The organism is Burkholderia sp. HAN2018, from assembly GCF_024704855.1.
GTDB classification, from domain to species: Bacteria; Pseudomonadota; Gammaproteobacteria; order Burkholderiales; family Burkholderiaceae; genus Burkholderia; species Burkholderia cepacia.
The window spans coordinates 49,460-62,573 of record NZ_QOBB01000005.1 but is presented as its reverse complement, the minus strand read 5'-3'; the positions used below and the strand labels follow the sequence as shown (position 1 = coordinate 62,573).

Below are 13,114 nucleotides of genomic sequence, written 5' to 3'. Positions count from 1 at the left end.
GTCATTTTCGGGGTACACCAGGCGCCTCGCGCACGCGAGTCACCGGTCGTATGTCGGCCATCACGTGAGTCCGCGTGCGCTCCGGCAGCGGATTCGGTCGCGGAAGATGACGAGCAGGGTGGTGGCCGCAGCCGTCGGAATGGGTGCGAGGCACCCTGCATCGCGGTCGGGCTCGGTGATCGGACCGCGCCGGCTCGTCCGGCTTCTATCCGTCGTTCCGAACCGGTCTTTTGGTATGCGAAGGCAGCTCGCCGAAGAGTGCCAGGTAGTCCTCGGCGAAATGGCTCATGTGGAAGAATCCCCATCGGGCGGCGGCGTCACCGATCAGGAGTTTGGATGGATGCGTCGACATCAGGCTTCGACGCACGCCGTTGAGCCGCACGGACCGAAGGTAATTCAACGGCGTCGTTCCGGTCACGGATCGAAAGCTGTTCTGCACAGTACGCCGGCTGACCTGCAGTTGCCGGCACAGCTCCATCACGCTGGGAACCTTGACGCTCTCGGACATGGTCAGGTGATGACATTTCTCGACGATGAAACTTTGGGTGGAACTGCCGTTGCGTTGGCGTAGATTGCAATCCGGGCTGCTGATCAGTCGAATCATTTCGTGAAGAACGAATTGCTCGAACGCGCCTTCGTCATGCTGGATGGTGCCGCCTTCGTCGTCGGCGAACGCCTCGGAAAATATCGCAAGCAGGCGACGGCGGCACGCGTTCAGGCGCTGTCTGGGCAACGTGATGACGGGTTGCTTGAGGAGCGTGTTGATCGCGTGGGCGTTCGCAAGGGTTGATAGTGCCGATTCGAACATATCGCGATCGAAGTTGATCGAGAGCATGTCCATGCCCGTTGGCATATGAAACATGAACTCCTCGCCGCTACGCAGGAAGAGAACGCTGTTGCAGTCTGCCTTGCGGCCTTGCATGACGACCGGTCCGGACGCCGAAATCGGTATGGCGAAGCAAATCTTTCCCGACGGAGCTTCGCCGTGTTGAACGACGCGCTGGTTTATCCGTTCCCGGAAAAGGTGGCAGCGCGCGCTCGCAAGTTGCATCAGCGAGCTTTCGAGCGAACCCGCCGATATCTGGCTGTAGGTTTGATTCCAGTGCTTGATCGACGCGGCGTGGGCATTCACGTCATCAAATCGGTCGATGCTCTTCATGACAGGAAACCTCGACGGGGGCGGCGAAGGACGTGCGTAGGGCGACTGATCGTTTTTTGGGCAGGAGAAATTCTGCGAACAAATCGTGTGTTATCCCAGCGGGGGAAACCCGCGGATGTCGAGCCGGGACGCGCGAGCCCGTCCGCCGGTCCGATGACTCCGTCAACTTCGGCGTGTCGAGGCGCCGTAAGCAGTTGCGACTGCCACGAAGTCCGATGTCGGCGATGCGATGTGCGGCGGGGTGATCGAAGATTGCGCTAGAAATTCGCGACGATCATCAGGTTGGCATAGAAGTTTGCGGCCGCGCTGCCGGTCTGGTTTCCGCCGTTTGCAGCGTATTTTCGCGGTTTGTAGACACCGAAGTTCGGGGAAAACTGGAGATGCTTGGTCAGAGCCCAATCCAGATAGAGTGTCAGCTCGGACGCGTCGAGATCGAGGGTCGAGCGATTGGACAACGTCCGGAAGTTGAAATACATCAGGGTCACGGTAAATTTTTCGGACGGGTGGACTGTGAGCCCGACGTCATGGATGCGCGTATTGAAGTTGTATGAAAACGAATAGTTGGATGCGATTTCACCCTGGTAGCGATTGCCGAATCCACCCTGGAACAGCGAGTCGAAATCCTTCGAATAACGCGTGTAGCGATAGCTCAACGACGGCTGCCACCGGACATTCTGGAACGTATATCCGGCTTCGGCATACCACCCGTTGTCGTTGCCGGATCGTTTGGTTTGGTATGCATATTCGAACGCGAAGTGCGTATTGGAGATCCCGGCGTCACCGTCGCCTCGAATGCTGTACGTGTTCATCCCCGGGCGATCGAGGCGGCTTGGGGTACTGACATATCGCTTGTCGATGCTGATGCCATGGACAAAGGTGAACCCGAGCGTTCCCGGCTGGGCCGTATAGTCCAGGGTGCCTACGGCCAGCTCGGTATCGGCTTGCAGATGATTGTTTGATTTGAGCCAGATTGCGCTTCCATGCCATCCGGTGTCGCCGCCCAGTCGCAGCACTGCGGTTCGCGAGAAAGCCACGCGCGATGCCAGATAGTAAGCGCCGCCGCGATCGTAGCGGCCGTCGTCCACAGCTCTGCCGGCACTGACTTTGTCTCCTTTGATCAGGAAACCGGAGCCCACGTTGACGTACTGGCTGCCGGCGGAAATATCGATGCCGTCCTTTCCCAATGCAGGAATCGAGTCGCCGGATTTCCAGCCGAGGTAGGCGTCCTCGAGCGCGTTGCGGCGTTCGCGGCCGGTCGTAAAGCCGCCGGGGTCGCCGTCGCCCCACGTGGCGGAGCCGAGAAGACTCACGGCCCCGTAGATCGACCCTGCGCCGGGGATCGCCGTGCCGCCGCTCAAGCCATACTTCAGATAGCCTTCCTGCCATCGGGTAGCGCCCGGACGGTCGATATAACTGCGCTGGACACTGAAGAACCCGTAGCCCACGCTCAGATTCGCGTCGATGTTCGTGCTCCCGTCGTTGTAGAACTCGTATGCGCTTGCAGGCGACGGAAATGTGCCGATGACGATCAGCGCCGGAAACAAAATTCGGATAACGGAATACATGGAATTGTCCTGAAATGTGCGGCGCACTGGAGTTTTTCTGCACGCGGTGTGCCTGCGCAGCGCGCGCTGTCGACGGGAGACAGCGCGTCATTGAAGTCATCACGAGCACCGCGAATCGCGGGTTCGAGTGTTCAGTCGCGATGCCGTGAGGTGGTAGCCCAAATCAGCACAAAGTACGAGGGTCGGGTGCAGGCGGCGATGCGAAACGTGGCGGTGCAATCGAGCCGTTGCCGTTGGCGGTTTCCTTTCGCGAGGGTATTCCCCCGGTTCCGTATGGAGTTGCCATTTCTGGATAAACCGCTGTCTGGAGACGCTGTTTAATGACTTGCGTCGAGCCGCCGACGGGTGTGCTTCCCTGGTCGACCGTGCAGCGGGGTGGCGGCAGGGCGAACTGGAATCGCGGAGGCACCGCGCCGCATGAAGGAAAAGCCCGCGCGGCAATACCGCTCATCAGCGAATACGAGATGCCGGAAACGGAAGGGTGGCGCTTTCGTCGCAGCGTGGCGTGGGATGCCCGAAAGACATTCGTGAAGCGACGCCGTGGGTCACGTGTTTCGCGCAGTGACCAGGCTCATCAACAGTGGAAACATTCACATGCACCGTCTGATAGAGAAAACCCGATACGTTGTCTTGATGGGAGTTTGGATCGTGGCAGGTACGGCCGCACCGGTTCGCGCGGAGGTCCCGCAAATGCCCACCGTCGTCGAAGTTCCACCCTCCGGTAAGCTGCCTCTGTCGTCGGCTTCCCGCCCTGGAACCGAATATATCGATCTGGCCAGATACGGGTACACCGAGAAGGAATACTACCTATCCGGTATCGCCCCGGTCATTACCGCGACGGGGAAGACGATGTTCCAGGCGCCGTACCTGACACGGATTCTCGTCCGCGCACCGACCGACCCGGCCCGCTTCAATGGAACCGTGATAATCGAGCCGTTCAGCTGGTTCGGAGAGCGCGGCGCCGGCTGGATCCTTACCCGGAAATATCTGCTGAGTCGCGGATACGCCTACGTGGGATACACGCTCAATAGCAACAAGCCGGCGGTCGATCCGAAGTTCATATCGGACACGCCGAAGGAGCAGGCGGACCAGATCGCGTTGTATGGAAACATCGTCAATTTCGACTTCATGCGTCGCTTCGACTACGCGCGTTATGCGCCGCTGGGCGTGTATTACGATCCCGAGCATTTCGTGCTGGGCAACGTGCCGGACCCTTTCATTCCGCAATCGCAAGGCATCGGTGCGCAATTGGCGCTGATGCTGAAGTCCGATACGCCGCAAAGTCCGCTCGCGCCACTGAAGGTTCGGCGGGTCTATGTCGATAGTTGGGCCGTGACGGCGCAAGTATGGATGGACTATCTCGACCAGGGGCGTCACCAGCAATGGCGGATGCCTGACGGTCGTCCTTTGATCGACGCGTACATGGCGGGGCGCATGGCCTATGGCGAGGTGGGGGGTGAATCCATTCGCGTTCCGCGCGAGATGCCGGACGACGCACCGTTCGTGACGGTTTTCAGCGAATCCGAATTGATGCACGATGTGCTCGCCGGTATTCCGCTGCCGCCGGACACCGACAGCCCCAAGCTTCGTTATTACGAAGTTACGGGCATGCCGCACTTGCGAAAGGCCGATCTCGGCACGGGTGAGAAGGAGTGGGTGGCCGCCGATATCGGCAAGGGTAACGATCCGCGTTGCCGAACGCTCTATGACGAGCCGGTGGAGGACGTCGTATCGGCAATCCTTGACGGGATGGATAGATGGGTGCGGAACGGCGAGACCATGCCGAAGGCGCCGAGGGTCGTCCGCAACGGAAAGGCCGTGGTGCGCGATCTGGTAACTGGAAACATGGAGGGAGGAGTCCGTCCACCCTGGATTCAGGTGCCGTCCGCGACCTACATGACCGACCAGGAAACGGGTTGCGGTCTGATCTACGACACGAAGATTCCGTATTCGAAAAGCAAGATGAGAAAGTTGTACGGAAATTACCAGAACTACGAGCAGGAATTCGAGGCGGCGAAAGCAAAGTCGATCAAGGAGCGTTATCTCCTGCCGGACGATGCTGCTACGCTTCGGCCGATTGCGCAACCCGGGGACTTCTAGCAGGCTGTTGAAAAACGCCTCGTTGTGACGACCGAGGCGCTACTTAAATGGGTTTCGTATGCAATTGGCCGTTGAGTCGCTGGCGGATCGTGCCGGATGCCCCGCTTGTCAGCGGGCCAACCGACGCGTTGCCGCGCAACGGCTGCGCAGGAGCGGCTCGCCGTTCCACTCCCAGCGGCATCGATTCCCGTATTCGAGCTATTCGAGTTAGGTTGCTCGCCAGCATCGTCAGCTTGAAGTGCTGGTCGACCCGTTTGATGCCGCGATACGCGGACTGCCAAATCCGGCCGACGGTCTTGCACCAGCCAAAGTGCTCTTCGATGCGCTTGCGAATCACTTGGCTGATGCCATTACCGGCGTGTCGCGAGGTGCGGCCGTCGATCGTGCAGGCACCTTGAGAAGTCTGACCGAGGTCGCGAATCACACCGGGACGAGCAATCCCGGCTTGATCGTCGCAGCCGATCCAGTGACGGAGTCGCGCTACAGTCACCACCGATTCGTGACGGGGTATACCGGGATGCGGAAGGGACGTAACGGGTGCAGACCATGGTCTGCACCCGTTTTCATTTTCCGTTGACCTTCCCGTATCTTCCCGGCCACTGACCAGGCTGATCGGGAGCGTGGAAACATGCACTTCCCATCTTCTTGTCATCGTTGAAAATCATTCAATCGCGAAGCCAATTATCAAGATCGACCGGGGGCAACAAAATACAACATCGCACCCTCGTACAGGCATGAGCCATGCATTTCGACCACGCCACCATTGTTACCGATGACATCGACGGTACCCGTTGCTTTTTCGATGAGGTTGTCGGTCTCGATACCGGGCCCCGACCGCCGTTCAGCGTGGACGGCTATTGGTTGTACCTCGATCGTCACCCGATGATTCACGTTACGCGCGCGACGCTTCCTGCGCAAAAAGGTCGTAGCACACCGCGTATCGATCATATTGCGCTGCGCATCGACGCGCGTCGCGAATGGGAGGCGTTGATCGAGCGGCTGACCACCAGGCGGATCGACTACACATTGAGCGACGTGCCGTTGTCAAACGAGCGACAGCTGTTCGTGTCTATTGCTCCGGGCGTTTGCGTCGAGTTCGTGACGACACTCGCATCCAATGATCAAGGCGATATCAAGAATGCTTGAATCGGTATGTCGGATTGTGACGCACAGATCGAAGGCCGGCGTAACGTGACAGAGGCGGTGCATGCAGAGGGAGGGGGCGCATCTTTTTACAGCTCTGGCATGCAGGCAGGATGTCGCCCCCGGCTTTCCACGATGGTGCGTTGCCGGTAGTGCCATCGGCGGTGGCGTTCGAAGGACAGATTCTTAACGGAGGAAACGGGCGATGAAACTCAATGATCAAAGGGTGTTGGTGGTTGGCGGAAGCTCCGGGATAGGTGAAGCGACCGCACATGCATTTGCGGAGGCCGGAGCGAAAGTGACGATTGCATCGCGCGATGCGGCCAGGCTGGCGGCGAGCAAAGACAGGATCGGTTATGGCGTGAGTACCGGCGTGATGGACATTACCGAAGACGCGAGCGTACGTGCATTTCTCGATTCGGCGGGCGAATTCGACCACGTTGTCGTATCGGCCGCCCAGACAGCCACGGGGCCGGTGCGTGGTCTGGAGCTTGATGACGCCTACGCGGCGATGGACAGCAAGTTCTGGGGAGCGTATCGCATCGCACGGGCCGTCCGCATTCGGCAAGGTGGTTCCCTGACGTTTGTGTCGGGCTTTCTGAGTGTGCGGCCGAGCAAGAATTCGGTCTTGCAAGGCGCGATCAATGCGGCGCTTGAATCGTTGGCGAGAGGACTTGCGCTTGAACTTGCTCCGGTACGTGTCAACACGGTATCCCCGGGCCTGATTGCGACGCCTCTCTGGTCGAAGATCGATGCGGAAGCACGCGACCGGATGTACGAAGGCGCCGCGGCGCGATTGCCGGCCGGTCGAGTTAGACAACCCGAGGACGTCGCGAACGCCGTGCTCTACCTTGCGTCGACCCCTTATGCGACGGGTTCGACGGTGCTGGTAGACGGTGGTGGCGCGATCGCGTAGTACGCTGCGTCGGGACGCGTGCCGGTGAACCCAAAACATCATCGAACCTGACGGGCCGCGCCGTTGCGCGTGATCTTCCTTTACGGCCGCTTGCTGGTACCGCGCGTCCGCGATTTAGCGGAACTCCTTCGTGAATCGCTCACGTCCGTCCGGAGTTGGGGCGAAGGGGAGTATCCGCCTCCTGAACAGCCGTTACGTCTACGCCACGGGCATGTTCAGGATGCCGTCAGCGCTGTCGAATACGCGGACGGCGGGACGGCTCCGACATGCGTGCCGAATCGTCGTCTGGCGTTTCCAGGCCAGACGAACGAATTGTTTGCAACATCGCTTCTTCAAAACGTTCCATGGCGGGTGTAAAGGTCCTGCCGCGGCGCCAGCGCAACGCAGCGATGCGCGCCAGGCCGTCGTCCGAGATAGTCGTCGTTTCAATTCGCGAGCCGGCCTGCACTGCCAGCGGGCTCGCGATTGTTGCGTAGTCGGCATGCTCGACGAGCCGTATCAGCGAATCGACATTGGCGGCCTCTACGCGAACGTTCAGCGCAATGTTTGCACTCGCGCATGCGGCGTCGATTTGCCCGCGCATGGCGAATGTCCGATTCAGCAGCGCGAGCGGCTGGGGCGCAACTTCCTGCAGGCTGACGGTCTTTCCGGCCCTGCGACGCTTGGATCGCCGGACGAGCGCCAGCCGTTCCGTGAACAACGTTCTCTGCTCGATGTCCGCATTCGACAAGTGAGAGAACGACACGCCGATATCCAGTTCAGTTTCGATCAGCCCTTGATCGATCGCCGCGGCCGGGAGTTCGTGAACGGACACGCGTAGCTGAGAATGCCGGGCGAGTAGCGTCGATATCGTCGGTATCACGAGCGATCGTGCGTAGGTGTCGATCGCACCAATGCGCAATGTGCCGTGAACTTCGAGCGAGCGGTTCCGGACGTTGGCAAGCGTCACGTCGAGTTTTTCCAGGAGCGGCTCGACTTCCGCGAACAGGTCCGCTCCCGCTTGAGTGAGCAGAATGCCGCGACCCACCCGATCGAACAACGTCACGCCGAGCAGATCCGCGAGCTCACGGAGGTGCTGCGAAAGTGCCGATTGAGTCAAATGCAGTCGGGCTGCCCCGCGGGTCACGCTGCCGGAGCGTGCGACCGCAATGAAGCTGCGCAGCAGGCGAAGATCGATGGCTGAATACATAACAAGGGCTAATGAATTGATGCGCGAAACATTAATTTACATCAGGTGATCCGAATCCTAACCTCTCACCCACGCATTTTTTCAACAGAGGTGAAGACATGCCGCACCTGATCATCGAATCCACGCCCGGGATTGCGCGACTGATCGATTTCCGCTCCTTGACGGGCACGTTGCACGAACGGCTCGCGGCACAAGGGCATGCTTTGCTATCCGAATTGAAGAGCCGCACCTATACGGCCGAGCAGTTCTTGTCCGGAGATGATCCGACAAACGAATTCGTCGTCGTCAGGCTGCTGCTGACGAAACCCAGGAGCGAGCCGGTACTGCACGAAATGGGGAGACTGATTCACGACGTCGTGCGAGACGACGTCGAGCGTATCCAGCCGGCGTTCGGATGGCAGTGCTGCGTACTCGTCTGCGATTTCAGCGGCGCGCCGTACATCAAGACTGTTCGTGACGGGACCCACGCCGAGACGGGTGCTTCTGCATGACGTGGCACGTATCAACAACAATTCATGGAGACTGAAATGGACATCATGCGCAGCATCGGGTGTGAGACGCCCGACGAACGGAAAGCAATCCCGGCAGACTCGTTGCCCGCGGATCTCGACGCACTTTATCGACGCATCGGTTGGAAACTGATGCCGTTGCTTCTGGTGGCTCAGGTTCTTGCGTATCTCGACCGGGTTAACGTCGGGGCCGCGAAACTGCAGATGGCAGGTGATCTTGGATTGAGCGACACCGTCTACGGTATCGGCGCGGGGATATTCTTCGTCGGCTATTTCTTGTTCGAGGTACCGAGCAACCTCATGCTGCATCGTGTGGGCGCGCGCGTGTGGATTGCTCGCATCATGGTGACCTGGGGTATTGTTTCGGCCGCTGCTGCGTGGGTACATTCTCCCGCCACTTTCTATCTGCAGCGGTTGATCCTTGGCGTAGCGGAGGCCGGATTTTTCCCCGGCATCGTGCTGTATCTGACCTACTGGTTTCCTGCTCACCGGCGCGGCCGGATGACGACGTTGTTCATGAGCGCGACGGCGGTCGCAGGCATTGTCGGCAACATGCTGTCGGGTTGGATCATGACGAATCTCGACGGATTCGCGGCGCTGTCCGGATGGCAATGGACGTTTGTAATCGAAGGCTTGCCGACGGTCGTCGTGGGCCTCGCCGTGCATTATCTGCTGCCGAGCCGCCCGAACGATGCCCGCTGGCTGTCGCCGGAAGAGGCGGATGCGGTGTTGCGAGGCCTCGATGTCAATGCAGGTCGTGCCGAGGAGACGCAGCGCGCATCCAGGTTGTCGGCGTCGGAGATGGTGTTGCTGACGACGATTTATTTCCTGCTTCTCGTCGGTCTGTACGGAATCGGCTTTTGGCTTCCGACGCTCGTGAAGGACACGGGTCTGACGAAACTGTCATGGATCGGCGTTTGCAGTGCGATTCCGTATTTGATTGCGGTGCTGGCGATGAATGTCGGAGCACGTAGCGCGGACCGTGCGGGTAACTGGGCGGCCTATGTCGTAGGCGGCGCCGGTGTGGCATCGGTTGGTTTCATTTTGAGCGCATCGTTCAGTGGCGCGCTGCCGGCCGTGATCGCGGGGCTTTCACTCGCCGCTGCGGGCACGCTGACGGCATTGCCTCTGTTCTGGCATCTGCCGACCATGCGATTGACCGGCACGGCCGCGGCAGCGGGGATTGCGACGATCAATTGTTTCGGAAACCTTGCGGGCTTCGCCGGACCGATCGCGTTCGGGTGGTTGAAAGACCGTCATCACGATGCGATCGGGCCGACCATGTTGCTGGCACTGAGTGCTTTGGCGGCTGCGTTACTCACCGCGATTTATCGGCGGGCGGCGAGGCATTGAAGAGACGCATGCCGAGTTTGCCCGACCTGTCTCGGTGGGATCCGAATTTTTTGGTCTGGATTGAAAGTCTATTCATTTCAAGGCCCATTTTCAAAATATGGGCGTTTGCCGAAAATTAGTCCCAAGCGCACGGTTTGGCGCGACATTCAATATCTGTTCATTCGTCATCATGCACCGCAACGCGGTGACATAGACGCGCTTGTGCGTCATGTGGAGCTCAACTATGGCAATTCAGGTCGATCAAACGGATCGTGATTCAGTCAATCGGGCGCCGGACCTGCCGACGCGCCGTTCCTTCCTGACCAAGGCCGGTGTCGGCGCGGGTGCTTTCGCCGTCGGTGCGATGCTTCAAACGGCACAGGTCGGCGCGCAAACGAGTCATTCCCAACCGAACGCGGTCGCTGCGCCCGGGCGGGGAGAATTCTGGCCCGACGGCGCGCGGCTGGTCATTTCAATCTCGATGCAGTTCGAGGCGGGTGGGCAGCCCCCGAAGGGAGCCGACAATCCGTTCCCGAAGGTCGATTTCCCGGCGAGTGTCCCCGCCGATCTGGCCGCCGAAGCGTGGTTTGCGTATGGATACCGCGAAGGGATTCCCCGGATGCTGGATCTCTGGGATCGCCACGACGTGAAGGTGACGGCTCATATGATCGGCGAGGCAGCGAAGCGGCATCCGGAGATTGCTCGGGAGATCGTGGCGCGTGGCCATGAAGCGTCGGGCCACGGGCCGACGTGGAACTCGCAGTACGCGATGTCGCGGCCACAGGAACGCGAGTTCCTGATCCAGGCGCGATCGATGGTGGAAGAGGTGACTGGTCAACGCCCGATCGGCTATAACGCGAACTGGCTGCGACGCGGCCCGAACACACTGTCGTTGCTGCAGGAGCTCGGCTACGTGTATCACATCGACGATACGAGCCGTGATGAGCCGTTCATCGAAAAGGTCAACGGCAAGGATTTCGTTGTGGTTCCGTACACACTGCGCAATAACGACATCCTGCTGGTCGAGGGCCGGAATTACTCTCCGGAAAAATTCCTCGAACAGATCAAGTTCGATTTCGATCAGCTGTACGAAGAGGCGGGATCGCGTCGACGCATGATGTCGATCAGCGCGCATGACCGTATCAGCGGAACGCCGCAGATGACACGTGCATGGGACGCGTTTCTGCGTTATGCGAAGAGCCATCCCGGCGTTGCGTTCATGCGCAAGGACGACATTGCACGGTTCGTACTGAAAAGCCCGATTACGGTACGCGAAAGCGAGACGATCTAGGGTATTGCCCGAGCGGCTTCGCACTGATGCGATCGCGCAGTACGTATTCCCGCCTGAACATTCAAAGCCGCATCATTTCCGGATTCATTTCATTTTTTTTCGAGCACACCGCAAAAGAGCCTGACATGAAAACCAGCACCGTCGTTTCCCGCATCGCGTTGGCCGCCGCCACAGCTGCTGCCGCATTGCCGGCCGTTTCCGCCACCGACGACAATCTCGTGCAGCCGAAAACGCTGATTGTCGACAAGAGTCTGTCGAAGCATCAGGCCGAGCAACAGATCCGTGCGGCACGCCTTTACGATACCTTCTGGAGCACGGGTGACGAGGCCCAGGCTCGCGAGGCGCTGGCGGCCGATTTCACCGACCGCACGTTGCCCGCCGGCCGGCCGCAGGGCATCGCGGGGCCACTCGCGGCATCGAAGGGTTTCCATGGCGCCGTGCCGGACGTTCACGCCGACGTCGAACAGATGATCGTCGCAGGCGACCGCGTCATCACCCATCTGCACTTCACCGGTCACTTCACGGGCAGCTTCAACGGCGTGCAGGGAAAGGGGCAGGTGGTCGACTTCATCGCGACGGACATCTATCGCGTTCGCGACGGCAAGATCACCGACAACTGGCATCTCGAGGACAATCTGACGTTCCTCCAGCAACTCGGCGTGGTCGCCAGGTAAACGGGCATGAGGCCGATCTCGCCGGTCGGCCTTTCCTGATTCGATCTGCATCGCGTTACCATGCCGGGGCCCACGCGGGGTATCGCGCGGCACAACCCATCATTATTTTCGCGTGACGCGATCATGGACAATCTCGGTGATATTCGCCTCTTCGTTGAAACGGCAAGCCAAGGCAGTCTTTCGGCTGCCGGCAGAAAGCTCGGCCTCTCTCCCGCCGCGGCGAGCGCCCGGCTCGTGAAGCTCGAGGGAGAACTCCATACTCAGCTGTTCGAGCGGTCGACCCGCAAGCTGCGCCTCACCGACGAAGGTCGCCTGTACCTCGTACATTGCCAGCATGCGCTGCAAACCCTGGAAGATGCGCGCGCTGCATTGCAGGCCGGACGGGCGTCGGTGAGTGGGGCGTTGCGCGTGTCGGCTACCTCCGATTTCGGACGCACCGTGCTACGTCGATGGCTCGACGAATTCAACGAACGCCACCCGAACGTCACGCTGACGCTGGTCCTGTCCGATTCGCTGTCACATTTGCTGCAGGACGACATCGATCTCGCGATCCGCTTCGGCGTGCCGGCCGACAGTTCGATGGTCGCCAAGCGCATGGCCGACAATCGCCGTGCACTATGTGCGTCGCCCGACTACATTGCCGCGCACGGTATGCCGAACCATCCCGACGATTTGCGTGAACATCGGTTCGTCGTACTTTCTTCGGCAGCGGGCGCGGCGAACAACTGGCGTTTCGCGCGCGATGGCGAGACAGCATTGTTCACGGCACCGCTCGACAGTTCACGTCAAACGAACGACGGTTCGCTTGCCCGCGAATGGGCGATAGAGGGGCGCGGCGTGGCCATGAAGTCGATCTGGGACATCGGCGCAGATCTGCAGGCCGGGCGGCTGAAACTGCTCCTGCCGGAGTGGCGTTGCCCGGACGTGCCGGTGAACGCACTCTTTCAACGCACGCTTTATATGGCACCGCGCGTGCGCACACTGCTCGACTTCCTCGAAAAGCAGTTCTCCGAAGCTTCCGAAGCGTTAGCGCCGTTTCTGCGATAGCTCGCTTTATCGGCGGCTAACGATTTGGCCTGTATCCGCACAGATCATTATGGCCAGTGAGCGAGTCGCGGGGAGGTCGGCGTCACTCATGGTTTCGAGTCGTTTCTGTCGTGCCGGAAATGCCGCGAATGCTCGTCGCCTGTCCAGGGTGACCTGGACCCATCACGTGTGGGCTGGGCGCGAGGCATC

The 13,114-nt window shown here is 60.0% G+C and carries 11 protein-coding genes and 2 pseudogenes; 9 read left to right on the top strand and 4 right to left on the bottom strand.

Annotated features, from left to right (window positions below):
* Positions 1-205 precede the first annotated feature (205 nt).
* Positions 206-1,159, bottom strand: coding sequence for a helix-turn-helix domain-containing protein (locus tag DPV74_RS02240; RefSeq protein ID WP_091922897.1), 954 nt, complete (start codon positions 1,157-1,159; stop codon positions 206-208).
* A 257-nt stretch (positions 1,160-1,416) separates the two neighbouring features.
* The gene (locus DPV74_RS02235; RefSeq protein WP_091922899.1) at positions 1,417-2,724 is read right to left on the bottom strand and encodes an alginate export family protein; all 1,308 of its coding nucleotides are present in this window, start codon (positions 2,722-2,724) and stop codon (positions 1,417-1,419) included.
* 690 nt (positions 2,725-3,414) lie between these two features.
* Here DPV74_RS02235 and DPV74_RS02230 point away from each other — a divergent pair.
* Entirely contained in the window at positions 3,415-4,824 is a 1,410-nt protein-coding gene (locus DPV74_RS02230) for an alpha/beta hydrolase domain-containing protein (protein WP_240439904.1), read from the top strand.
* A gap of 169 nt (positions 4,825-4,993) precedes the next feature.
* Here the strand turns inward: DPV74_RS02230 and DPV74_RS02225 are convergent.
* Positions 4,994-5,221 (bottom strand): annotated as a pseudogene (locus tag DPV74_RS02225) (IS5/IS1182 family transposase); the annotation flags it as partial.
* Positions 5,222-5,565: 344 nt separating this feature from the next.
* Between DPV74_RS02225 and DPV74_RS02220 the strand changes: the two are divergent.
* The 3 genes and pseudogenes from DPV74_RS02220 to DPV74_RS02210 all read left to right on the top strand — a co-directional run bounded on the left by DPV74_RS02220 (position 5,566) and on the right by DPV74_RS02210 (position 6,883).
* Entirely contained in the window at positions 5,566-5,970 is a 405-nt protein-coding gene (locus tag DPV74_RS02220; RefSeq protein ID WP_059621536.1) for a hypothetical protein, read from the top strand.
* A 24-nt stretch (positions 5,971-5,994) separates the two neighbouring features.
* Positions 5,995-6,152, top strand: a pseudogene (locus DPV74_RS02215) (alkene reductase); the annotation flags it as partial.
* Between the two features lie 20 nt (positions 6,153-6,172).
* Complete coding sequence (locus DPV74_RS02210) at positions 6,173-6,883, top strand: SDR family oxidoreductase (RefSeq protein WP_119336426.1); 711 nt, start codon at positions 6,173-6,175, stop codon at positions 6,881-6,883.
* Between the two features lie 226 nt (positions 6,884-7,109).
* Here the strand turns inward: DPV74_RS02210 and DPV74_RS02205 are convergent, their stop codons facing one another.
* Positions 7,110-8,072 (bottom strand): LysR substrate-binding domain-containing protein, encoded by a 963-nt coding sequence (locus tag DPV74_RS02205; protein WP_091922903.1) that lies wholly within the window; start codon positions 8,070-8,072, stop codon positions 7,110-7,112.
* A 98-nt stretch (positions 8,073-8,170) separates the two neighbouring features.
* Here DPV74_RS02205 and DPV74_RS02200 point away from each other — a divergent pair, with 98 nt between their 5' ends.
* The 5 genes from DPV74_RS02200 (at position 8,171) to DPV74_RS02180 (ending at position 12,925) form a co-directional block, all read left to right on the top strand.
* On the top strand, positions 8,171-8,563 hold the full coding sequence (locus tag DPV74_RS02200; protein ID WP_060082703.1) for a 5-carboxymethyl-2-hydroxymuconate Delta-isomerase: 393 nt from the start codon (positions 8,171-8,173) through the stop codon (positions 8,561-8,563).
* Positions 8,564-8,608: 45 nt separating this feature from the next.
* Positions 8,609-9,934, top strand: coding sequence for an MFS transporter (locus tag DPV74_RS02195; protein WP_091923081.1), 1,326 nt, complete (start codon positions 8,609-8,611; stop codon positions 9,932-9,934).
* Between the two features lie 229 nt (positions 9,935-10,163).
* Positions 10,164-11,204, top strand: coding sequence for a polysaccharide deacetylase family protein (locus tag DPV74_RS02190; protein ID WP_374702478.1), 1,041 nt, complete (start codon positions 10,164-10,166; stop codon positions 11,202-11,204).
* A gap of 125 nt (positions 11,205-11,329) precedes the next feature.
* Complete coding sequence (locus tag DPV74_RS02185; protein WP_091922907.1) at positions 11,330-11,878, top strand: ester cyclase; 549 nt, start codon at positions 11,330-11,332, stop codon at positions 11,876-11,878.
* A 123-nt stretch (positions 11,879-12,001) separates the two neighbouring features.
* Complete coding sequence (locus DPV74_RS02180) at positions 12,002-12,925, top strand: LysR family transcriptional regulator (protein ID WP_060082701.1); 924 nt, start codon at positions 12,002-12,004, stop codon at positions 12,923-12,925.
* Positions 12,926-13,114 lie beyond the last annotated feature (189 nt).

Excerpts from the sequence above, each read along its gene's own strand:
- DPV74_RS02240 (WP_091922897.1), bottom strand. The coding sequence starts at position 1,159 with ATGAAGAGCATCGACCGATTTGATGACGTGAATGCCCACGCCGCGTCG.
- DPV74_RS02235 (WP_091922899.1), bottom strand. The coding sequence starts at position 2,724 with ATGTATTCCGTTATCCGAATTTTGTTTCCGGCGCTGATCGTCATCGGC.
- DPV74_RS02230 (WP_240439904.1), top strand. The coding sequence starts at position 3,415 with ATGCCCACCGTCGTCGAAGTTCCACCCTCCGGTAAGCTGCCTCTGTCG.
- DPV74_RS02220 (WP_059621536.1), top strand. The coding sequence starts at position 5,566 with ATGCATTTCGACCACGCCACCATTGTTACCGATGACATCGACGGTACC.
- DPV74_RS02210 (WP_119336426.1), top strand. The coding sequence starts at position 6,173 with ATGAAACTCAATGATCAAAGGGTGTTGGTGGTTGGCGGAAGCTCCGGG.
- DPV74_RS02205 (WP_091922903.1), bottom strand. The coding sequence starts at position 8,072 with ATGTATTCAGCCATCGATCTTCGCCTGCTGCGCAGCTTCATTGCGGTC.
- DPV74_RS02200 (WP_060082703.1), top strand. The coding sequence starts at position 8,171 with ATGCCGCACCTGATCATCGAATCCACGCCCGGGATTGCGCGACTGATC.
- DPV74_RS02195 (WP_091923081.1), top strand. The coding sequence starts at position 8,609 with ATGCGCAGCATCGGGTGTGAGACGCCCGACGAACGGAAAGCAATCCCG.
- DPV74_RS02185 (WP_091922907.1), top strand. The coding sequence starts at position 11,330 with ATGAAAACCAGCACCGTCGTTTCCCGCATCGCGTTGGCCGCCGCCACA.
- DPV74_RS02180 (WP_060082701.1), top strand. The coding sequence starts at position 12,002 with ATGGACAATCTCGGTGATATTCGCCTCTTCGTTGAAACGGCAAGCCAA.